Raw genomic sequence first — 22,603 nt, 5'->3', positions numbered from 1 at the left:
ATGTCTAAAGAACAATTATCAAGCCTGTTAAAGCAGCATCGTGACCAAATTGATGCGATTGATGAACAAATCCTTAAGCTTGCCAACGAGCGCGCGAGCCATGCACGACATATTGGCGAACTTAAAGATGATGGGGTGATTTACCGTCCGGAGCGTGAGGCTCAGGTCTTAAGACGTTTAATGGATTTAAATGCTGGTCCATTGCCAGCTGAGGCTGTCACCAATATTTTCCGTAGCATTATGTCTAACTGCCGTGCATTGGAAAAAGAGTTGACCGTGGCCTTTTTAGGCCCGCTTGGCACTTACAGTGAAGAGGCTGCACTTAAGCAGTTTGGTGAAGGCAAACATGCGGTGGTGTGTGGCTCAATTGACGAGGTTTTTCGTACCGTTGAGTCTGGTCAGGCTGATTATGGCGTAGTGCCTGTAGAAAACTCAAATGAAGGTGCTGTTGGTTTAACCTTAGATTTACTATTGAGCAGCCCACTTAGAATTTGTGGTGAAGTCACAATCCCAATTCATCACTGTTTACTGTCTAAGCAAACCGATATACAGCAGATTTCACACGTATTTTCACATTCGCAGTCTTTAGCGCAGTGCCATGAGTGGCTAAATAAAATGCTGCCAAAAGCAGAGCGCGAACCAGTGACTAGCAATGCACGTGCAGCACAGATGATTCACGATTTAATTGCAGCGGATGGTACTTTTGCTGCAGCAATTGCAAGTAAGCGTGCAGCGGAGTTATTTAATTTAAATATTCTTGCTGAAAATATTGAAGATGACCCTAAAAACACCACGCGCTTTTTAGTGTTGTCAGCGCATGATGTGGCGCCATCGGGCCAAGATAAGACTTCTTTTGTCACGGCAACCAAGAACCAACCTGGTGCAATTTTAGGGTTATTGGAGCCATTGGCTAAGCACAATGTGAGCATGACTAAGCTGGAATCCAGACCAGCCAAAGGTGGTATGTGGGAATATGTATTCTATGTGGACATTGAAGGGCATGTACAAGATGCCAATGTTGCTTCTGCGATACAAGAAGTCACATCTAAAGCCTCTTATCTAAAGCTTTTAGGATCTTATCCGCTGGCCGTTGTTTAAGGTTGCTTAACTTCAATTAAATGCTTTTTGTGGCTTATTTAATGCAGAAAGCTGCACGATGCATGCATGTGCAGCTTTTAGTGAGTAAATGTAATGACCGTGCTAATTAAATGGCAAGTTGCAGATTACCGCTTGCAACTTGTTAATGATTTTATTTTCTTATCTTCTTCACTGTTAACTTTCAATATCTAATCAGACCATGACTATACAAGCACCTCAACATATCCAAAAAATCGCACCATATCAGGGTGGAAAGCCGATCACTGAGCTTGCGCGAGAAATGAATTTAAACGTTGAAGATATTGTTAAACTGGCTTCAAATGAAAACCCGTTAGGCATCAGCCCTAAAGCTGACTATGCCATTCAAGAGGCAATTCTAGATATTGCCAGATACCCAGATGGCAATAGTTTTGCTTTGCGTGAAGCCGTAAGCAATAAGTTTAGTGTTGCACCCGAGCAGATTGTGTTTGGCAATGGCTCTAATGATATTTTAGAGTTGGTGGCACGTGCTTATTTGAGTAGCGATAGTGAGGTTATTTACTCCCAACATGCATTTGCAGTTTATCCATTAGTCACCCAAGCGATGGGTGCTAAAGGGGTAGTGGTACCAGCTAAAGATTTCGGCCACGATTTAGCAGCGATGCTGGCAGCTGTGACGGATAAAACCAGTTTGATTTTTATTGCCAATCCTAATAACCCAACGGGCACTTTATTAGCTAAAGATGCTTTATATGCGTTCTTGAAACAAGTGCCGCCGCATGTGCTGGTAGTGCTGGATGAAGCATACGACGAATATTTGCCTGCTGAGTATAAATCTCAAGCCATTGGCTGGCTAAAAGAGTTTGAGAACTTAGTGATTTCGCGTACTTTCTCTAAAGCTTACGGTTTGGCTGGGTTACGCATCGGGTTTGGTTTATGCCATGCCAAAATTGCAGATATGATGAATCGAGTGCGCCAGCCTTTTAATGTGAATAGCATTGCGCAAGCCGCAGCGGTTGCTTCACTGGCTGATGATGATTTCGTTGCGCGCAGTTATGCATTGAATCAAGCTGGTATGGCACAGTTAAAGCATGGCTTTGAACAGCTAGGCTTGACTTATATTCCATCATTTGCAAATTTCATTAGTGTCAAAGTAGGCGATGCTGCCGCTATTAATCAAAAACTGTTACAGCAGGGCGTGATAGTGAGGCCTGTTGCTAACTACGAAATGCCTGAGTATCTGCGAGTGAGCATTGGTCTGTTCTCTGAGAATGCGAAGTTTTTAGAGGTATTAACCCGCATAATGAAGCCCTAAGCAAATAAGCGCCTACGCATCATGAATTTACTTAGTAGATATTGGGTAAGTTTGCAGTGTTGTACATATAAATTAGGGCGCAGAATGCTTCTCACGTTACAGCAATAAGCGCGTAACGAAATCAACTAAATTTAAAAGGATAAGATTATGTGGACAACACCAGCAGCTACTGAAATGCGTTTTGGCTTTGAAGTAACAATGTACGTAATGAACAAGTAATTATTGTTCACGTAATATTAAAAAAGGCTGCCGAGAGACAGCCTTTTTTTGTAAAAAAATGATTCCAGATAAAGCTATCATCGTTTTTTTACAAAAAAATCGCGGTGCTTAATAAAGCACACTTTTTAGTGATTGAAGTTTAACTTAAATAGAAATGTAGAGATTCATGCATATACATGTATTAGGCGCTGGTGCTGGGGGTGGTTTTCCACAGTGGAATTGTAATTGTTTTAACTGTGATGGTTTACGTAAAGGCACAATCAAAGCAACCAAGCGTACACAGTCATCAATTTGCGTAAGTGGTGATGGCGTAAATTGGGTACTGTTTAATGCTTCTCCAGATGTGTTGCAGCAGATTCAAGACTTTGCCCCGTTGCAGCCAGGCCGTGCTGTGCGGGATAGTGGCATTCAGGCGATTGTGCTGATCGATGCGCAAATTGACCATACCACAGGCCTGTTTATGTTGCGTGAGGGTAAAGTTAAACGTGAGATTTACTGTACAGATATGGTGTATGAGGACTTAACTTCAGGTAATCAGATCCTAAATATACTAAACCATTATTGTGGCGTTAATCATCACAATGTACCGATTGATGGTAAAACTAGCTTCACCATCCCAAATGTCCCTAACTTAAAATTCACCGCAGTTGCACTAAAGAGTGCGGCGCCTCCTTATTCACCACATCGTAATGACCCGCATCCTGGCGATACGATTGGTGTATTGATTGAAGAGATTAGCTCAGGCAAAAAATGTTGGTATTCACCGGGTTTAGGTGAAATTGAGCCACATCTACCTGCATTAATGAGTCAGGCTGATTGCATTATGGTGGATGGTACCTTCTGGACAGATACAGAAATGTTGGACTTGGGTTTAATGACTAAGACCGCACGCAGTATTGGTCATAACCCTCAGTCTGGCCCAAATGGCATGATTGAAGAGCTAGATAAATTTGGTGATGTAAGAAAAGTGTTGATTCATATCAACAACACCAACCCGATTTTACGTGAAGATTCTGCCGAGCGCGCTGTGTTGAACGAACACAAAATTGAAGTGGCTTATGATGGCATGGATATTATTTTGTAAGAATACAAAGTGCTTAGACGCTTTTATGCACGAGAAAATAGGCTTTGAAGCAGCATTTGCTGATAAGAGTCTAAAGTAAAAGCGTTTAATTGGATAAATCACTTTAAATATTTGGAGAAAAAAATGGCTGAAAAGTTGGCACCCTGGTCTAAAGAAGAGTTTGAAGCTAAATTACGTGAAAAAGGTAAGGGTTATCATATCTACCATCCAATTCACGTGTTGATGTATGAGGGAAAACTCACACAGCAACAAATGCAGGCATGGGTTGCAAATCGCTATTACTATCAAATTGCGATTCCGATGAAAGATGCGGCAATTTTATCAAACTGCCCAGATCGTGAATTACGTCGCGGCTGGATCCAACGTATTTTTGACCATGATGGTAGCGGCCAAATTGCAGAAGGTGGTGAAGGTGGTATTGAAGCTTGGATTCACTTGGGCGCAGCCGTAGGTTTAAGCCGTGAAGAGGTAACCTCATTGAAACTGGTTGCTCCTGGTACTAAGTTTGCTGTAGATGCATACATTAACTTTGCAAAACAGCGCCCATGGCAAGAGTCTGTTTGCTCGAGTTTGACTGAACTGTTTGCTCCGCACATTCACCAACAGCGTATAGACTCTTGGCCTGAGATGTATCCATGGATCAATGCAGAAGGTATGCAATATTTTAAAAACAGATTGACTCAGGCACGCCGTGACGTTGAGCAAGGTTTGGAAGTGACATTAGATTACTTCAGCCAAAGCCGTGAAATGCAAATGCGTGCATTAGACATCTTGCAATTTAAATTGGATGTATTATGGGTCATGGCTGATGCGATTATGTTGCAATCAACTGACATTAAGGTTGAAGGTCGGGATTACTTGCGTCAACCGGTGATGAACGTTAGCTAAGAAGGTAGATGATGGATAACAAGATAGAAAACAGTGATATTTACACACTTTCACTTCATCACCGCTTTCAGTGGGAAGAAGCACAAAGCAGCTATGTGATACTTTTTCCAGAAGGCATGGTCAAACTACATGGTGGTGCAGGTGAGGTGATTAAACGTCTAGATGGTAAAGCAACCGTGGGTGACGTAATCGCTGATTTGAAAGCCGCATTTCCAGATGCTGAAAACATCGAAAAAGATATTATTGGCATGTTTGAGCTTGCGTTAAGTAAAGCTTGGATACGTAAAGCTTAGATAAATTTAGGAGTAGCAAAATGACACAAGCGTCTTTAGGTGAGTCAGTGGTTCAAAAGACCATTCATGCCACTCAAACTCAAAATAATGGTGTTGCAGCCAGTGTTACACAAACACAGCCCTTATGGCTGCTGGCTGAGGTGACGTATCGTTGTCCCTTGCATTGTGCATTTTGCTATAACCCTACCGATTATGACAAGCATACGCAAAATGAATTAACTACCGAGCAATGGATACAGGCGCTACGTGATGCGCGTAAATTAGGCGCGATACAGTTGGGTATTTCCGGCGGTGAGCCTTTATTGCGTGATGATATTGAAGATATCGTTGTTGAAGCCAGAAAGCTTGGTTATTACAGTAATTTAATTACCTCAGGTGTTGGCCTCACAGAAAAACGCATTCAGGCGTTTAAAGAGGGAGGTTTAGACCATATTCAGTTATCAATGCATGATATTACTGAAGAAATTAATAACTTTATTACCAATACTAAAACTTTTGAGCTTAAGAAAAAAGTTGCAGCGATGATTAAAAGTCATGGCTATCCAATGGTGCTGAATGTTGTGATTCATCGCTACAACATTGGTCACATGAAAGAAATTCTAGAGATGGCTGATGCTCTCGGTGCAGAGTATATCGAGCTCGCCAACACACAATATTATGGTTGGTCTTTGGTAAATCGCAGCCAATTAATGCCGACAAAAGAGCAGGTAGAAGAGGCGGAAAGAATCACTAACGAATTTAGAGAAAAGTCTGGTAGCAAGATGAAGATTTTCTTTGTGGTGCCTGATTACTTCTCTGACCGCCCTAAAAAATGTATGAATGGCTGGGGTGAGGTATTTATGATTGTGACAGCTAATGGCGATGTGTTGCCGTGTCACTCAGCACGTGTATTACCTAACATGCAATTTCCAAATGTTAAAGATACAGACCTAGGTTGGAGTTGGAAAGACTCCCCGGCATTTAACAAGTATCGCGGTGATAGCTGGATGAAAGAACCGTGCCGTACATGCGACGAGAAAGAAAAAGATTTAGGGGGCTGTCGTTGCCAAACATTCCTGCTTACTGGCGATGCTGAGGCTGCCGACCCAGTTTGCAGTAAATCGCCGCATCATCATCTCATAGAGCAGGCGATACTTGATTCAAGAAATCCGACTATTGCAGCACAGCCTATAGTGTTTAGAAATGACAAAAACTCTAAAAGAATCATCGCTGGTGAGCTTAAGGAGCGAGTAAATGAGTTCCATGCCTTGCCTTAATTATTGAGGCAGTCGTTGGTTTTGAGTCTCGCAAAGGTGCATTAATAGCATTATTGTGATTTAATCTAGCGCGCTACTGTAATAATCAGTAGCGCGCTTTTTTATTGCCAGTAAATATCTTTTATTGAAAGTTTTAGTTTGAAGCATCAATCCTCCCCATTGGTATTGTCTTTTGTGCTTGCAAGCTTGGCTGCGCTTGCACCATTTGCAATTGATACTTACCTACCTGCATTTCCGTCACTAGAGCGTGCGCTACAAGGCAGTTCAATAGAGTTACAGCAAAGCCTTACATTTTACTTGCTGCCATATGCACTGATGACGTTATGGCACGGTGCGATATCGGACTCTATTGGTCGTATCACTACGATTAAATGGGGCTTAGGCGTTTTTGTTGCAGCCTCTATTGGCTGTGCTTTTGCGCCTAATGTGGAAACATTATGGTTCTTCCGTGCGTTGCAAGGCTTATCTGGTGGTGCAGGCAATGTGGTGGCACGTGCGATGGTGCGTGATTTGTTTGAAGGGCCACAAGCCCAGCGTGTGATGGCAACCGTACAAATGCTGTTTGGTATTGCGCCAGCAGTTGCCCCTATCATCGGTGGATTACTACTTGGTATTCATTGGCAGGCTATCTTTATCTTTTTAGCGTTATATGCCGCGTTCAGCCTTTGGGCAGCAGTGAAGTATCTGCCTGAAACCATGCCTAAAGAAAAGCGCTTACCCCTCTCTGCGAAGCAGGTTATTAAAGACTATCGCGTCATTTTTAGTGATAAAGAATTTAATTATGTAGTGTTTGCACTTGGTGCAAACTTTGCTGGATTCTTTCTTTATGTGCTAGCAAGTCCTGTGTTTTTGGTCAAACACTTAGGCCTAACTGAGCATCAATTTTCTTACATGTTTATTCCCACGGTCTGTGGCATGGTGTTGGGCTCTTACCTGGCCAAACGCGCTGCTGGCCGGTACGCACAAAGCAAAGTAATTAAGCTGGCGTATGTGTGGATGTCAGCAATGGTCTTGCTTAACATCGGTGTTTGCTTATATCTCCCTACCAATGTTATTTACAACATTGTGCCAATCGCGCTATTTAACATTGGCATGGCATTAGCGATGCCTATACTTTCATTAGCAGCGTTAGACCGGCACCCCAAAATTCGTGGTACGGCAGCGTCAGGGCAAGCCTTTATTCAAATGTTGCTATCTACAGTATCCGCTGGCTTGGTTGTCCCTCTGGTTTGGTATGCACCTTCAGGACTGGCAATTGCTATGGCAGTATATTTAATGGTTAGTTGGGTTATGATATTTAAAAGTAAGATTTTCAAATGAAATCTTGTCTGTATTGGCTGTAAATAATAAAAATTTTAATAAGGGGTATTTATGGACGTTATTTATGTTTCTGTTTTAGTTATTCTTGTAGCACTGTTCACTTTTTGGATTGTACTATTACGTCGCGTGGTGCCCACAAATGAAGTACATATTGTACAGTCAGGCAAGCGCTCCATTTCTTATGGGGTAGGTATTGAATCAAGTAGTACCAAAGAAACAGACGATCAGATTAGTGCCAAAGGCTTAAATGGGAATACTTACTATGAGTTTCCATCATGGATTCCTGTAATTGGTGTGCTGGTATCAAAATATCCTGTATCTGTGTTTGCTGAAGAACTTATTGATTACGAAGCTTATGACCAAGGGCGGTTACCGTTCGTTATTGATGTAAAAGCATTTTTTCGCATTAGTGATAGTGAGATAGCTGCGAGAAGAGTGTCATCATTTAGTGAGATGCGTAGCCAGTTAAATGCAATTCTTCAAGGATGTATTCGTAGTATTTTGGCAACAAATAGCATTGAATCAATTATGCAAGACCGTGCGAAATTTGGTGAGGCATTCACGAAAGAGGTTGATGATAATCTGAAGTCTTGGGGTGTTAGTACAGTAAAGAGTGTTGAACTTATGGACATTCGCGACGCGAAAGATTCGCATGTCATTAAAAACATAATGGACAAAAAGAAATCTCAAATTGAGATGGAAAGTCGTACCGAGGTTGCTCAGAACAACAAAAAAGCACAGATTGCAGAGATAGAGGCGCAGCGTGAAACAGATGTGAAGAAACAAGAGGCTTTGCAGCAGGTTGGGCTAAGAACGGCAGAGAAAGAACGTGAAGTTGGTATTGCCAATGAACAAGCAACACAAGTGATTGCTGAGCAACAAAAAATCACAAAGGAAAAGGAAATGAGTATTCTTCAAGTGGCTCAGGTAAATCAGGCTGAAATTGATAAACAAGTCAAAATTGTTGAGGCTGAGAAAGAGAAAGCAACTACTGTAATTAATGCAGAAGCTAAAAAACAAACTACGGTGATTGATGCTGAGGCACAAAAACAATCAGCCCTCATTAAAGCAGAAGGTGAAAAAGCCTCAACTGTCATGATTGCAGATGGTAATTTCCAATCTAAGACTTTTGAAGCTAAAGGCATTGATGCCGAGGGTGCTGCAAAAGCAAATGCAGAGAAATTGATGCAACTAGCTTCAGTAGAAGCTGAGATTACATTGGCAGAGAAAATTGGTAATAATGAATCTTATCAAAAGTATTTAGTTTCGCTCAAGCAAGTTGAGGTGATGGGTTCTGTTGGTGTGGAGCAAGCCAAAGCATTAGAAAAAGCCAATGTTAAAGTGATTGCTAATGGTGCAAGTGTTAACGCGGGCCTAAATAATGTTACAGATTTATTTAGCTCAAATGGTGGTACGCAGCTAGGTGCAATGCTAGAGGCATTGGTTCAAACAGATACAGGCAAAGCAATTATGGATAAAGTTACTTCAACTGCTAGCAGAGATAAAAAAGAGAGCTAGTAAAGGGGAGAAGCTAATGTTAAAGCATTGTTTTGGGTGCTTAAGCCTTAGCTTCACTTTTCCACGTTAAATAAACGCGGCAATCGAACTCTAGCTGGTGGTAGTTAGGCTCCATATGCTGGCAAAGCTGGTAAAAAGCCTTGTCATGATCACGCTCTTTTAAATGAGCCAACTCATGAACCACAATCATGCGTAAGAATTCTGTGGGAGACTCTTTAAAGAATGATGAGATTCGGATTTCTTTTTTAGCCTTGAGCTTGCCGCCTTGTACGCGTGAGATTGCGGTATTGAGGCCTAATGCATGGTGTTCTATGCCTAATTTGTTATCGTAATGTACTTTATCGAGCTGGGGTGCATTCCGCAAAAACGTTTGCTTAATTTCATTGCTATACTGATACAGGGCTTTGTCTGTTTGTATGGTGTGATGTTGCGGATAGCGCTGTGTAATATAGTCCCCAAGCAAGCCCTGCGCTTGCAATTGTCTGATCTTATCTTGCAGGGTAGGTGAGTAATGTTGGAGAAATCTTAACGGTTTAGTCATCACAGCGGCTTAGTCTTTAAGCTTGTATAACAGGCGCTAGCACATAGACAAAAGGAGGCATATGCCTCCTTTATGTGTTTGACGCGTACTAGATTATTCAACTAGTAAATTACGCTTACCTGGTACGCCGTTCATTGCTTCGGCATCTGGAAGTGCTTCTTTACGCGCAGTAATCACTGGCCAAACTTGTGCAAAGCGAGCGTTCAACGCAATATACTCTTGCTGGTCTGCAGGGACATCATCCTCGGCAAAGATGGCTTCAGCTGGACATTCTGCAACGCATAGTGTGCAGTCAATACACTCGTCTGGGTTAATTGCAAGGAAGTTAGGGCCTTCTACAAAGCAATCAACTGGGCAAACATCTACGCAGTCAGTGAATTTACATTGAATACAGTTTTCGGTAACGACGTAAGTCATTTTTATAGTCCTTTACAGCTTAAAAGCTAAAACGTTATTTTATTAGAAATTCTATTAGTTTGCGATGACTAATTCTATATAGTTACCTGTGTCTAGACATGGTAACTATATAACCTACACAATCATGCCAGCGCCAACAGTGTTATTGGTAGATTCATCAATAATGATGAAAGCACCGGTAGCACGATTATTTTTATAGCTATCTATCATCAGTGGTTGCGCCAGCTTGAAGCTAATGCGCGCAATGTCATTCATTTTTAAGTCGCTAGTGGCTTGTTGTTCTAATGTATTGACATCTACTTTATAGCTGATGGTGCCTACTTTAGCCTTAGATTCACGCGTGGTGTGACGAATGATGTAAGTGCGTGCAGTGGACAGCGGTGTTTCTGACAGCCAGCAAACAAATGCTTCTACTTGTTTTACAGGTTCAATCGCTTCAGCACTTTTAACAATCATATCACCACGTGAAGTGTCGATTTCATCTTCTAACAGCAAAGTAACACTTTGTTCTGTAGAGGCTGATTGCAATTGGTCTGTCCCGAGCTGGATAGCTTTTACTTTTGATTGGTAGCCGTTTGGCAGTACCGTTACTGCATCACCAACTGCAATTTCGCCTGACTCAATACGACCCATAAATCCACGGAAGTCATGTAACTCAGGGTCATCAGATGCGTGTGGGCGGCATACAAATTGCACTGGGAAGCGGAATGCTTCAGATTGTTCTGTATGCGCAGCTGGTGCCTTTTCTAACATTTCAATCAATGTCTCGCCTGTGTACCAAGGCATATTTTCTAAACGGTCTACTAGCATGTCGCCATTTAATGCAGACATAGGAATAAAGCGAATGTCTCTAGCGGCTGCTAAGCCAATTTCTGCCGCGAAGGCAGCATAATCGGCACAGATTTTGTCGTAAACAGCTTGGTCATAGTTCACTAAGTCCATTTTGTTAACCGCTACCACAATGTGTGGAATGCCTACTAAATGCGCTAAATAGCTATGGCGACGTGTTTGCGTGAGTACGCCTCTACGTGCATCGATCAAAATAATCGCAAGGTTTGCTGTTGATGCTGCCGTTACCATGTTACGTGTGTATTGCTCATGGCCTGGGGCATCGGCAATAATGTATTTACGTGTACCAGTACTGAAGTAGCGGTAAGCAACGTCAATCGTGATGCCTTGCTCACGTTCAGCCTGCAAGCCGTCGGTTAGTAGTGATAAGTCCACAGCTTCCATACCCCGTTTTTTAGAGGTGTTTGAAATTTGTGTCAGCGTATCAGCCAAGATGGTTTTGGTATCGTATAGCAAGCGGCCAATCAGTGTGCTTTTGCCGTCATCTACGCTGCCGCATGTCATAAAGCGTAATAGTGAGTCGTTGTGCGTTGTGTTTGTCATAATTAAATTTTCAAAATATCAAAAATGCTAGATAAGATGTTTGATTAAGCGATTGCATAAAGTGTCTAGCAATCGATTTAATCGGCATATCTTGATAGTATTTTTTAGAAATATCCCTCTTTTTTGCGTTGTTCCATTGAAGCATCTGAGGTTTGGTCATCTAAGCGGGTAGCACCACGTTCTGTAATGGTGGTGGTGGCCGTTTCAATCACAATTTTGCTCACATTGTCTGCATCAGACAGTACTGGTGCTGTACATGTGATGTCACCTACAGTTCTAAAACGAACTTGCATATTAATGACTTCTTCACCTGCTTTAGGTTGGTTGATTACCTCGCCGTTAGCTAGTGGTACGTTTGCAGGCATCATCGCGCCGCCACGCATAATAATGTCGCGCTTGTGCGAGAAGTAGATGCTTGGCAAGCCTAAGTTCTCACGCTCGATGTATTGCCATACGTCCATTTCTGTCCAATTAGAAATAGGGAAGGCACGGATGTTTTCGCCTTTGTGTGAACGAGCGTTATACAGGTTCCATAACTCAGGGCGTTGATTTTTAGGATCCCACTGGCCAAACTCATCTCGGAAACTCATGATACGTTCTTTGGCACGTGCTTTTTCTTCATCGCGGCGTGCGCCACCGATACAGCAGTCAAAGCCAAACTCTTCAATTGCTTCAAGTAATGTGACTGATTGGTGTTTATTGCGTGGCTCATCAGGTGATTTAAGTACCACGGTACCGCGTTTCATTGAGTCTTCAACTGAACGTACAATCAGGCGCTCACCTAATTCTGCTGCGCGTTGGTCACGGAAATCCAGCACTTCTTGATAGTTGTGACCAGTATCAATATGCATGAGTGGAAACGGGAATTTACCAGGGCGGAATGCTTTTTCAGCTAAACGTAAAATACAAAGTGAATCTTTGCCACCTGAGAATAATAGTACAGGGTTGCTACATTGCCCCGCGACCTCGCGCAGAATGTAAATGGCCTCAGACTCTAGCCAGTCTAAATGAGATAAGGGTTGTTTAGTTGTTGTCATATTCTTAGGTTTCAAAAATCAAAATTACTACTTAATGCTAATACTGGATACGTAGCAGAATTTTATAAAATCACTTCTTTACGTGTAATCCGCACTCTTTGCTGTTGGGGTCTTCCCACCACCAGCGGCCGGCCCGCACATCTTCACCCATCGCAATCGCGCGCGTACATGGGGCGCAGCCTATGCTTGGGTAAAATTGGTCATGCAGTTTGTTGTATGGCACATCAAACATGCGGATGTATGCCCATACTTCTTTTTCCGTCCAGTTGCTAAGCGGGTTAAATTTTTCTAGCTTGTTGCCACTATCAAACTCACGGAAGGGCAGGTTGACGCGTGTGGTAGATTGCTCTGCACGCATACCGGTTACCCATGCTTTTTTGCCTTTTAAAGCACGTTGCAATGGTTCTACTTTACGCATAAAGCAGCAGGCTTTGCGTAAATCAATGGATTCATAGAATGCATTGATGCCATTGGTTCTTACATAACTTTCTACCGCGTCAGACTGTGGGAAAAAGATTTTAAGTTTGGTATTGTAAGTTTGCTCTGTTTTGGCAATTAAATCGTAGGTTTCAACAGGCAGGCGGCCAGTGTCCAGCGAGAAAATCTCAATCGCGATTTTTTGGCGTTGAATGATGTCGGTTAACACCATGTCTTCTGCGCCAAAGCTATTGGCAAAGGTGACTTCATTCGCGCCAAACTCGTTTGCGGCACTGCTTAATAGTGCTAGCACTTCGCCCGCTTTTTGATTAACGCTTGCTACCAATTCATCCGTTAGTGTTGGTCTAGTCGCTGGGTTGTTCGCGCTAGGTTTAAGCATTACAACCTGACCTAAATCTACATCCGTAGTCATTTATGCGCCTCTGTTGTAACGCTTAAATACAGGGCGTGGCTCATCGACCGCGCCTTGGTATGGTTTAGTAAAGTCACTTAGGCTGGCAATCGCTTCTTGTGCTGAGCGGTCTGCACGCACTAAGTAGCTAGTAAAGCCACTACGTTTCAAGAAGTACAGTTGGTCACGTAACACATCGCCAAACGCACGTAATTCATTTTTAAAGCCAAAGCGTGTGCGTAGCAAGTTACCTAATGAGAAAATACGGCCATCTGCAAAGCGCTCTACAAAAATCGCGATGATAGGCAGTGCATTTAAGTCAGCTTGATGTTGCGTCAGGTTTTCTAGCAGTTCATGTGTTGCTAACCAGACGCCGACTTCACCTTGCGCAATGCGAGCTTTAATTTCGTCGTTGCGTGCGATAAATACACTTAACGGCAGAATGATTTTTCCAGTTGCTGGAATCGCCGTATCTGCAATTTGAGCATCGGTGACGGTAGTCTCACCGGTCAGTTTAAATAAAACAACTTTACCAGCTTGTTTGCGCTCTTCTACTTGTGTGGCAGGCAACTGAACCAGTGTCCAGTCATCTTCTACCACGCTAGCCACGCCATTGTTCAGTTTGATTAAATTACTCATGCTGCAACCTCATTTTTTGCATAGACATGTGCTTTGAATGGGGCAACGCCCAAGCGACGCACAGTATCAATAAATCTTTCTTCAGGTGTACGTTCTTGAATGTAAACCTCAATTAACTTTTGCACGACGCCAGGCATCTCATCAGCTGAGAATGAAGGCCCAATTACAGTACCAATGCTGGCATCGTTACCTTGTTTGCCACCGATTGTGACTTGATACCACTCAGAGCCATCTTTATCTACACCGAGAATACCAATGTGACCCACATGGTGGTGGCCGCAGGCGTTCATACAACCTGAAATATTCAGTTCCATCTCACCAATGTCGTGCAGGTAGTCAAGGTTGTCAAATTGCATTTGAATCGCTTTAGCGATAGGAATACTCTTTGCGTTAGCAAGTGAGCAGAAGTCACCGCCTGGGCAGCAAATGATATCTGTCAGCAAACCGATGTTAGGGCTTGCTAAACCATTAGCACGTGCTTTTTCCCACAAGGCAAATAAATCGCTTAATTTAACATCAGCCAATATTAGGTTTTGCTCATGAGATGAACGTAACTCACCAAAGCTGTATTGGTCAGCAAGGTCAGCCACAGTCCACATTTGCTCAGAGCTAATGTCGCCAGGTGCTTGGCCGTGCGGTTTGAGTGAAAGTGTCACTGCGCGATAGCCAGTTTGTTTGTGTGGATGTACGCAACGTTTAACCCATGCGGCAAACGCAGGGTTGCTAGCAACTGCCGCATCAAAACCTGCGTCATGTGCTGGCACGTTTTCATAAGGCATCACATCAAAGTGTTGCGCCACGCGAGCTAACTCAGCTTCGCTGATGGTGTTTTCTGTATCTTTAATATGTGCCCATTCCGCGTCTACTTGTTTGCGGAATTCATCAATACCCAAAGCCTTCACTAAAATCTTGATACGTGCTTTGTAGATATTGTCACGACGGCCATGTAAGTTATAGACACGAATAATCGCTTCGCAATAGGTAAGGGCATGTTGCCATTCCAGATGTTCGCGGATTACTGTACCCAAGATTGGTGTGCGGCCTAAGCCACCGCCAACCCATACCTTGATTGCTACTTGGTTGTTGCTGTCACGGTAAAACTCTAAGCCAATGTCGTGGGCTTGTACTAGCGCGCGGTCATTTTTAGTACCAGAAACTGCAATTTTGAATTTACGTGGCAATAAAGCGAATTCAGGGTGGAACGTGCTCCATTGGCGCATGATTTCAGCAATCGCGCGTGGGTCAATCACTTCATCCGGTGCAACGCCTACGAACTGGTCGGTAGTGATGTTGCGGATGCAGTTACCTGAGGTTTGAATGGCGTGCATTTCCACTGTGGCTAAATCTGCTAGGATTTCAGGCACATCTTCTAGCTTAGGCCAGTTTAATTGCAAGTTCTGACGTGTGCTGAAGTGACCATAACCTTTGTCGTATTTTTTTGAAATATCGCCAAGTTTGCGCAATTGTGCGCTAGATAACATGCCATAAGGCACGGCGATGCGGAGCATCGGTGCCTGACGTTGGATATATAAGCCATTTTGAAGGCGTAGCGGGCGGAACTCATCTTCTGATAGCTCGCCAGCTAAGTAGCGACGAGTCTGGTCGCGATATTGGGCAACGCGTTCATCAACAATTTGTTGATCTATTTCATCATATTTATACATATATATAGTGCTTTTTAAACTAACTTTTAAATTAAACTAAAACGAATTTCAAACCAATCACAAGTAGTAGCGTGGCTAAAATTAGGCGTAGTATTTTTTCTGGAATTTTTACACTCAAATGGCTACCCACCCATATTCCAGGCAGAGATCCGATGAGTAATGTGCCTAACAGTTCAAAGTTGACATGTCCAAGCGTCCAATGACCGAAGCCAGCAACCGCCGTTAACGGGATTGCATGCGCTAAATCAGTACCTACTACTTTGAGCGTGCTCATCTTAGGATAAAGGAAGAGTATCGCCAGTGTGCCAAGCGCACCTGCACCTACTGAGGAAATTGTAACTAGCGCACCCAGTATTATGCCAGTAAATATGGTTGCTGGGACCTGAATTTTATTAAAACGACCACTACTAATGACACTATCTTCAATTTCGCGTATTTTTTTGCGTGTTAAATAGCTGCGGATTATTAAAGCTATCGCCGTTAAAATGAGTGCAACCCCCAATGTATGGGTGATAATGCCTGAAATATCTTTTTCAATTTGGATAAGGTGTTTAATCACAAAAATTGTGATTACCGCAGAAGGTAAGCTGCCAGCCGACATCCATGCTACCACTCGCCAATCAACAGATTTATGCGTATTGTGATGTACAAACACACCGCCAGTTTTGGTAATGGCTGCGTAGAGCAAGTCGGTACCTACAGCAACTGCTGCTTTGAAACCGAATAAAAAAACGAGTAAGGGGGTCATTAATGAACCGCCACCTACACCTGTGACGCCAACAAGCAAACCTACGGCAAAGCCCGAGATTACATAACCAAATTCCATGTGGAGTATCCGTTATCAACTAAATTTAGGCGCGTACTATAACAGTGCGTTCTCGTTTTTTTTAAGAATATGTTATTCTATGGATATATCGTTTAGTTATATAAGGTGTACGTATTTTTACACATTGACAGTGTTAGCGGTGTGCTTGAAATATCTCGTTAATTAGGTTGTTTAGAAGAAGCTAATCCAATGAAATTACATCAGTTACGTTATTTGCATGAAGTGGTGAAGCAGGGGTTAAATATTACCAGTGCAGCCGATGCTTTGTATACATCACAGCCCGGCGTGAGTAAGCAAATTCAGTTGATTGAAGAAGAGCTTGGTTTGCAGATATTTAAGCGCAATGGTAAACGGTTAACTGGTTTGACAGTGCCTGGTCAGCAGATTGTGATGCTGGCTGATAAGGTGATGCGCGATATTGAAAATATAAAGCGTGTAGGTGAAGAATTTAGTGATGTGGAAACTGGCACTTTAACGATTGCTACCACACATACGCAAGCGCGCTACAAGTTGCCTGCGGCAGTTAAAGCCTTTATGACTAATTACCCGCGCGTTAAGCTAAATATTCATCAAGGTAATCCTAGCCAGGTGGCTGAGCAAGTGGAAAGTGGTGAGGCAGATATTGGGATTGCTACTGAGTCGATTAGTGAGCGTGAGAGCTTGTTATGCTTACCTTGTTATCACTGGAATCGATGCGTTGTCGTGCCGCATGACCATCCTTTGTTGCAGGGTGGTCCTTTGACTTTGGAAAAGCTAGTGAATTACCCGCTGATTACCTATGACTTTGCATTTACTGGTGGTACGCTAGTGTCTAAGACTTTTTCTGATGCGGGATTAACGCCCAATGTCGTGCTTACGGCGATTGATGCTGACGTGATTAAGACTTATGTCACTTTGGGCCTAGGTGTTGGCTTGCTCGCCAATATGGCTTACGACGCTGACCGCGATACGCATTTAGCGAAAATTGACGTTGACCATTTATTTGCCGACAGCACGACTTACCTAGGCGTGCGTAAAGATGCATTTTTACGTGGATATATGTATGGATTTATTGAACTGATTGCACCGCATTTTAATCGCGCCGCGGTCAATCAGGCACTCAAGATTGCAGATTAATTTAGAGTTAGGTGGTCACCATGCTATTAGTAAGCGCCCGACGTAACCTGTACACCAGTTACTATGCTGTGTTTTTAATCAGCTTGAGTTTAGGCATGGTTTCTTGTTGTTTTAAGCAGCCGAACTTGGCGCTCAAAGATAACGCCCTGATCGGCCAAGTGCGACCAGGAATGCCAGCAATCGATCCATCCAGCGCTATTTATGAATTGCCGGTTAATGCTAACGTGAGTTATCAGGATCTGGTGGAAAGCTTAAAGAGTATTTCAGAGGGGATAAACTTTGTGAACCCTGCCAACTTTCCGATTGGTGAGCATATGAAGTTGCGCGGTGTTGATTCACAAGGCATCAAGGAAGTACGCTCATTTTGCAACTTGAGTATGGGTACGGAGATTATTTTAGATCACCCTGAGTTTTTAGTATTTGCGCCATGCAGAGTGGCGATTTATGAGAAGCGTGATGGGAATAACAAGCCTCAGCTTTATATCGCGATGGATCGTCCAACTTTTGATTTAAAAAGCATTAAGCATCCAACTGAGCGAGCAAAAAAATCTGCGCAGGAGTTAGAAACCAAGTTGCTTGAAATTATGGATAAAGCGCGTAAAGGTGACTTTTAAAAACTACCTGGCTTCTAACGCAAGCCAGTCATTGCTCCTCCAATTTATTAACGTTTATTACTAAAATTTAGGTAATCACTTCATGGCTAACCCCATTTTAATTGCAAAAAATAATGAAATTTCCAGTGTCATCCTGCCACGTATGGCGAATCGTCATGGCTTGATTGCCGGCGCAACGGGTACAGGTAAAACAGTCACGCTACAGACGTTGGCAGAGGGCTTTTCAAAAAATGGTGTGCCGGTGTTTATGGCCGATGTGAAAGGCGATTTATCAGGTATGTCCCAGCAAGGCGGGGCTAATCCCAGAGTTGAAGCTAGAGTACAACAACTCGCGCTTTCTGATTTTAGTTATGCTAAGTGCCCAGTTACATTTTGGGATATGTTTGGTGAAAAAGGACACCCTGTTCGCACCACTATTGCGGAAATGGGGCCTTTACTACTGTCACGTTTGCTGAATTTGAACGATGTGCAGGCCGGTGTGCTCAACGCTGTGTTTAAAATTGCCGATGATAAAGGCTGGTTACTGCTCGACTTGAAGGACTTGCGCGCAATGATGCAGCACGCTTCTGAGAATTCAGCGCAGTATCAGGCGGAGTACGGTAACATTTCTGCGGCAAGTGTGGGTGCGGTGCAACGTGCATTGTTACAGCTTGAAACACAAGGGGCTGATATGCTGTTTGGTGAGCCTGCACTTAACTTAGATGACTTGATGCAGACTGATGAGCAAGGTCGTGGTGTCGTTAATATCTTGATGAGTGACAAGTTATTTAACTCACCACGTATTTACGCGACTTTGCTATTGTGGCTACTATCTGAATTGTTTGAGAAGCTTCCGGAGGCCGGAGATTTAGATAAACCTAAGCTAGTATTCTTTTTCGATGAAGCACATTTGCTGTTTAATGATGCGCCAGCCGTGTTACTGGAAAAAATCGAGCAAGTCGTTCGCTTGATTCGCTCTAAAGGGGTGGGTGTGTATTTTGTGAGCCAAAACCCGCTCGATATCCCGGATGCAGTATTGGGGCAATTAGGTAATCGTGTGCAGCACGCATTACGTGCCTTTACGCCAAGGGATCAAAAGGCAGTGAAATCTGCCGCAACGACTTTTAGAGTCAACCCTAAGCTGGATGTGGAAAGTGTGATTACTGAGCTGGGAGTAGGGGAGGCGCTTGTTTCATTTTTGGATGAAAAGGGGATTCCGACACCGGTCGAGCGTGCCTTTGTTTGCCCACCAGGTAGCCGGGTTGGCCCTGCCACAGATGCTGAGCGTGCCGAATCGATTCGCACTTCTATCCTGAATAATGTTTATGAAAAACAAGTGGATCGTGAGTCTGCTTATGAGATATTGAAAGCACAAGTTACGCCACTTGCTGGTGACGAAGATGATGCAACGGCAGCTTCAGGTAGGAAAGAGCCAGCCAGTCGTGGTGATAGTATATTAGAAGCCGCGGCTAAAAGCGCAGCACGCGCTATAGGCTCACAGTTGGGTAGGCAAATCATTCGTGGTATTTTAGGTAGCATTCTGGGTGGGCGTAAGTAGTTGCAAATATTAATAGATACAGGGTTTGCTGAGCAGACCATTACTAAGTCACGTTTTATTGCCATGGCGGTATCTTGTACCTCTGAACGAGAAGTGGGTGCAGCTTTACGTGCTTTCGCGGCTAAACATCCGACTGCGCATCACTTGGCCTACGCGTTCAGATTGAAGACTGAAGACGGAATAGTGCAGCGCTTTTCAGATGCCGGTGAACCATCCGGCACTGCTGGAATGCCGGTGTTAAAGCTGTTAGAAGGGCGCAATCTGATTAATGCCTGTGTTGGTGTTATAAGATATTACGGTGGCATTAATCTGGGGACAGGTGGTTTGGCACGTGCGTATGGAGGCACAGCAAAACTGGCACTGGATGCAACTAAGGTGGCTGATTATGTGGAAATGAAGAACGTGAGGCTTACCATCGCCTATAATCAAATGGATTATGTAACAAAAGCGCTATCAAAATGTAATGGTGGCATCTTAGATAAGGCTTTTAATGAGCATATTGATTTGATAGTTTCACTTCCGGCAGCTGATGTTACTGATTTCGTTAATAGGTTTTCGATTAAGAACTATTAATAAACAACTGGTTACTTTTCTAAACCGGTGTATTTAAGTGTTTGATTTAAGGTGGATATGGCTAAGATTACACAGGAATCACTGGTTGCCAAAGCAACAGGATATGACATTGCAGCTTGGCTAATCACTGGGTTTGCGTTATTTTTTGTGCTTAAGTTTAGCTTGCTGCCCGCGCTGTTAGCTGGTTTGCTGGTATATCAGCTAGTGCACATGATTACCCCTTATATCTCACGTAGATTTCCTAGTAAGCGCCCGAGTAATTACTCTAAGATTTGGGCGGTAGGCATTTTGGTGTTTTTCATCGTGAGTTTGCTCTCACTCGCCGGTGCTGGTTTAACGGCATTTTTACGCTCAGACGCGGGTAGCCTAACTGTGCTTTTAGCCAGAATGGCGCAAATTTTAGAAGACTCAAGAAAAATATTGCCAAGCTGGCTATTAACCCATTTGCCAGCGGATGCGCTGACATTTAAAGAAATGTTAACTACATGGTTACGTACCCATGCCGGCGAGTTGCAAGTGGTCGGTAAAGAGGCTGGACGTGTTACTGCACACATATTGATTGGCATGATTGTAGGTGGCATGCTGGCGCTGCGAGAGGCCGTGACGGTTGAGCATTTTAAACCGTTTGCCGGGGCGCTCTATATGCGCTGTGCATTGTTAAGCGATGCATTCAAACGCGTGGTTTTTGCACAAATTCGCATCTCTGCTATTAATACCTTTTTTACTGCAATCTATCTGGCGGTGGTGTTGCCGGTGATGGGTATTCATTTGCCGCTGGTGAAAACCATGATTGCAATTACCTTTGTGGTGGGCTTGATTCCGGTGATTGGCAATCTTATTTCAAATGCGGTGATTGTCGTGGTGAGTTTGAGCCAAACCCTCGCTGTGGCGCTGGGCTCTTTACTCTATTTAGTGATTATTCATAAATTTGAGTATTTTTTAAATGCGCGCATTGTCGGCGGCCAAATCCGTGCCAACGCATGGGAGTTGCTGATTGCCATGTTATGCATGGAGGCTGCGTTTGGCTTGATCGGCATTGTGGCGGCACCTATCTATTATGCCTATATCAAAGCTGAGTTGCGTGTACGTGATTTGATATAACGTACACTCAGGCTACCGTCTCACCGTTAAGAGTAGCACTTGATATGCGCCTTCTAGCCTTAAATCCCCAATCATATTATTCTTTAGCTAATTCAACGTATCGCTAAAGGATAATATGATTATGCTCACCACGTTCATACACAATATGTGCGCGACCAACCAATAATAGGTCTAGGTTGCCAATTGCGTCTATATCTTTATTGGTGTAGGGCAGTTTGTGTAAGACATAACGCATCGCGTTGAGGCGTGCCCGTTTTTTACAATCAGACTTGATGACAGTCCAAGGTGAGTCGGCGGTGTCTGTATGAAAGAACATCGCTTCTTTGGCCTTGGTATATTCATCCCATTTGTCGAGCGAAGCTAAATCAATCGGGCTAAGTTTCCATTGCTTGAGAGGGTGCAACTCACGCTCTTTAAAACGTCTGCGTTGTTCTGAGCGGCTTACGGAGAACCAGAACTTAATGACATGGATGCCACATCTTGTGAGATTACGCTCAAAATCCGGTGCTTGACGCATAAACTCAAGATACTCGTCATTGTTACAAAAGCCCATGACGCGTTCCACACCGGCGCGGTTGTACCATGAGCGGTCAAACAGTACGATCTCACCAGCGGTTGGCAATTGTGAAACATACCTTTGGAAATACCATTGCCCACGTTCGACTTCGCTTGGTTTTTCAAGTGCCACTACACGTGCACCACGTGGATTAAGATGTTCCATAAAGCGTCTGATGGTGCCGCCTTTGCCAGCGGCATCTCGCCCCTCAAATAAAATGACCACACGTTGACCGGTTTCTTTTACCCAAGCCTGTAGCTTTAGTAACTCTACCTGTAAGTGATACTTTTGCTTCTCGTAAGACTTGCGTGAGAGCAGGTTTTGATAGGGGTAGCCACCATCACGCCAGTCTTTAGCCAATGCTTGATCATTACGTAATCGTGAATTGATGGTTTTAGATTCTTTAATCACCGTGAGCGCTTTACTCAGCGCTGCGGCATCATCAGGGGATGCGCCTTTGAGTATGGTGTGCAGTGCCTCAGGTAACGTTGATAAGTCGTTGCGAGAAATGCGTTGAATAATATCCTGCACTGCCTCGAGTTTTGAGCCTTGTGCTGCAGCGATTTTTTCACTCACTGTAAAGTTCTCAACTCCGCTCGCGGTAGTGTCTGGCGAAGTATCACCTGAGGATATTTTACGTTTTTTTGAGGTGTTGCTAGTGGGCTTGGTGACTGTTTGTTTTAAAGCGAGACTAGGTTTACTCTCTTTTTGTTTCGTAGCCATAGCACAATCTCCTGCAATTTATAAGGACATTTTTATCCTTGCGCATTGAGATGTCAAACAGCTAAATC

General features: G+C 43.5%; 23 protein-coding genes. 14 read left to right on the top strand and 9 right to left on the bottom strand.

Features of this window, described 5'->3' with window-relative positions:
- The 9 genes from pheA (at position 1) to C3Y98_RS06225 (ending at position 8,970) form a co-directional block, all read left to right on the top strand.
- Complete coding sequence (gene pheA, locus C3Y98_RS06265) at positions 1-1,098, top strand: prephenate dehydratase (RefSeq protein WP_135277305.1); 1,098 nt, start codon at positions 1-3, stop codon at positions 1,096-1,098.
- Positions 1,099-1,297: 199 nt separating this feature from the next.
- Positions 1,298-2,392, top strand: a complete 1,095-nt coding sequence (gene hisC / locus C3Y98_RS06260) for a histidinol-phosphate transaminase (protein WP_135277303.1) — start codon at positions 1,298-1,300, stop codon at positions 2,390-2,392.
- Positions 2,393-2,539: 147 nt separating this feature from the next.
- Positions 2,540-2,611: a pyrroloquinoline quinone precursor peptide PqqA gene (gene pqqA, locus C3Y98_RS12900; protein ID WP_012777389.1), complete on the top strand. Its 72-nt coding sequence runs from the start codon at positions 2,540-2,542 to the stop codon at positions 2,609-2,611.
- Positions 2,612-2,777: 166 nt separating this feature from the next.
- Positions 2,778-3,695 (top strand): pyrroloquinoline quinone biosynthesis protein PqqB, encoded by a 918-nt coding sequence (gene pqqB / locus C3Y98_RS06250; RefSeq protein ID WP_135277301.1) that lies wholly within the window; start codon positions 2,778-2,780, stop codon positions 3,693-3,695.
- 123 nt (positions 3,696-3,818) lie between these two features.
- Entirely contained in the window at positions 3,819-4,583 is a 765-nt protein-coding gene (pqqC, locus tag C3Y98_RS06245; protein ID WP_135277299.1) for a pyrroloquinoline-quinone synthase PqqC, read from the top strand.
- Positions 4,584-4,591: 8 nt separating this feature from the next.
- A complete protein-coding gene (gene pqqD, locus C3Y98_RS06240; protein ID WP_135277297.1) occupies positions 4,592-4,876 on the top strand; it encodes a pyrroloquinoline quinone biosynthesis peptide chaperone PqqD in 285 nt (94 codons plus the stop codon).
- A gap of 20 nt (positions 4,877-4,896) precedes the next feature.
- Complete coding sequence (gene pqqE / locus C3Y98_RS06235; RefSeq protein ID WP_135277295.1) at positions 4,897-6,132, top strand: pyrroloquinoline quinone biosynthesis protein PqqE; 1,236 nt, start codon at positions 4,897-4,899, stop codon at positions 6,130-6,132.
- Positions 6,133-6,270: 138 nt separating this feature from the next.
- Positions 6,271-7,452, top strand: coding sequence for a multidrug effflux MFS transporter (locus C3Y98_RS06230; RefSeq protein WP_135277293.1), 1,182 nt, complete (start codon positions 6,271-6,273; stop codon positions 7,450-7,452).
- A 51-nt stretch (positions 7,453-7,503) separates the two neighbouring features.
- On the top strand, positions 7,504-8,970 hold the full coding sequence (locus C3Y98_RS06225) for an SPFH domain-containing protein (protein WP_135277291.1): 1,467 nt from the start codon (positions 7,504-7,506) through the stop codon (positions 8,968-8,970).
- Between the two features lie 40 nt (positions 8,971-9,010).
- On the opposite strand, the gene C3Y98_RS06220 is transcribed toward C3Y98_RS06225, so the two are convergent.
- From C3Y98_RS06220 to C3Y98_RS06185, 8 genes are all read right to left on the bottom strand, one after another.
- On the bottom strand, positions 9,011-9,511 hold the full coding sequence (locus C3Y98_RS06220; protein ID WP_135277289.1) for a M48 family metallopeptidase: 501 nt from the start codon (positions 9,509-9,511) through the stop codon (positions 9,011-9,013).
- A 93-nt stretch (positions 9,512-9,604) separates the two neighbouring features.
- On the bottom strand, positions 9,605-9,928 hold the full coding sequence (fdxA, locus tag C3Y98_RS06215) for a ferredoxin FdxA (RefSeq protein ID WP_135277288.1): 324 nt from the start codon (positions 9,926-9,928) through the stop codon (positions 9,605-9,607).
- 114 nt (positions 9,929-10,042) lie between these two features.
- Positions 10,043-11,320: a sulfate adenylyltransferase subunit 1 gene (locus C3Y98_RS06210; protein ID WP_135277286.1), complete on the bottom strand. Its 1,278-nt coding sequence runs from the start codon at positions 11,318-11,320 to the stop codon at positions 10,043-10,045.
- A gap of 104 nt (positions 11,321-11,424) precedes the next feature.
- On the bottom strand, positions 11,425-12,357 hold the full coding sequence (cysD, locus tag C3Y98_RS06205) for a sulfate adenylyltransferase subunit CysD (RefSeq protein ID WP_135277284.1): 933 nt from the start codon (positions 12,355-12,357) through the stop codon (positions 11,425-11,427).
- A 70-nt stretch (positions 12,358-12,427) separates the two neighbouring features.
- A complete protein-coding gene (locus C3Y98_RS06200; protein ID WP_135277282.1) occupies positions 12,428-13,207 on the bottom strand; it encodes a phosphoadenylyl-sulfate reductase in 780 nt (259 codons plus the stop codon).
- Entirely contained in the window at positions 13,208-13,825 is a 618-nt protein-coding gene (locus C3Y98_RS06195) for a DUF934 domain-containing protein (protein ID WP_135277280.1), read from the bottom strand.
- Positions 13,822-15,489, bottom strand: a complete 1,668-nt coding sequence (locus C3Y98_RS06190) for a nitrite/sulfite reductase (RefSeq protein WP_135277279.1) — start codon at positions 15,487-15,489, stop codon at positions 13,822-13,824. Before C3Y98_RS06190 ends, C3Y98_RS06195 begins: the two co-directional genes overlap by 4 nt.
- A gap of 31 nt (positions 15,490-15,520) precedes the next feature.
- Positions 15,521-16,315, bottom strand: coding sequence for a sulfite exporter TauE/SafE family protein (locus tag C3Y98_RS06185; protein WP_135277277.1), 795 nt, complete (start codon positions 16,313-16,315; stop codon positions 15,521-15,523).
- Positions 16,316-16,504: 189 nt separating this feature from the next.
- Between C3Y98_RS06185 and C3Y98_RS06180 the strand changes: the two genes are divergently transcribed.
- The 5 genes from C3Y98_RS06180 (at position 16,505) to C3Y98_RS06160 (ending at position 21,256) form a co-directional block, all read left to right on the top strand.
- Positions 16,505-17,431, top strand: coding sequence for a CysB family HTH-type transcriptional regulator (locus tag C3Y98_RS06180; RefSeq protein ID WP_135277275.1), 927 nt, complete (start codon positions 16,505-16,507; stop codon positions 17,429-17,431).
- 170 nt (positions 17,432-17,601) lie between these two features.
- Positions 17,602-18,045, top strand: a complete 444-nt coding sequence (locus tag C3Y98_RS06175) for a DUF302 domain-containing protein (RefSeq protein WP_245234340.1) — start codon at positions 17,602-17,604, stop codon at positions 18,043-18,045.
- 82 nt (positions 18,046-18,127) lie between these two features.
- The gene (locus C3Y98_RS06170; RefSeq protein WP_135277273.1) at positions 18,128-19,582 is read left to right on the top strand and encodes a helicase HerA-like domain-containing protein; all 1,455 of its coding nucleotides are present in this window, start codon (positions 18,128-18,130) and stop codon (positions 19,580-19,582) included.
- On the top strand, positions 19,583-20,155 hold the full coding sequence (locus tag C3Y98_RS06165; protein ID WP_135277271.1) for an IMPACT family protein: 573 nt from the start codon (positions 19,583-19,585) through the stop codon (positions 20,153-20,155).
- Between the two features lie 57 nt (positions 20,156-20,212).
- The gene (locus tag C3Y98_RS06160) at positions 20,213-21,256 is read left to right on the top strand and encodes an AI-2E family transporter (protein ID WP_135277269.1); all 1,044 of its coding nucleotides are present in this window, start codon (positions 20,213-20,215) and stop codon (positions 21,254-21,256) included.
- A gap of 103 nt (positions 21,257-21,359) precedes the next feature.
- Here C3Y98_RS06160 and ppk2 read toward each other — a convergent pair whose 3' ends face one another.
- Positions 21,360-22,535 carry a polyphosphate kinase 2 gene (gene ppk2 / locus C3Y98_RS06155; protein WP_135277267.1) on the bottom strand — a complete coding sequence of 392 codons (1,176 nt, stop codon included), beginning with the start codon at positions 22,533-22,535 and terminating at the stop codon, positions 21,360-21,362.
- Positions 22,536-22,603: the final 68 nt, after the last annotated feature.

Origin of the sequence: Methylotenera oryzisoli (genome assembly GCF_004661485.1) — a bacterium.
Taxonomy (GTDB): Bacteria; Pseudomonadota; Gammaproteobacteria; order Burkholderiales; family Methylophilaceae; genus Methylotenera; species Methylotenera oryzisoli.
The sequence above is the reverse complement of the archived record's forward strand: the minus strand, read 5'-3'. Positions and strand labels throughout refer to the sequence as shown.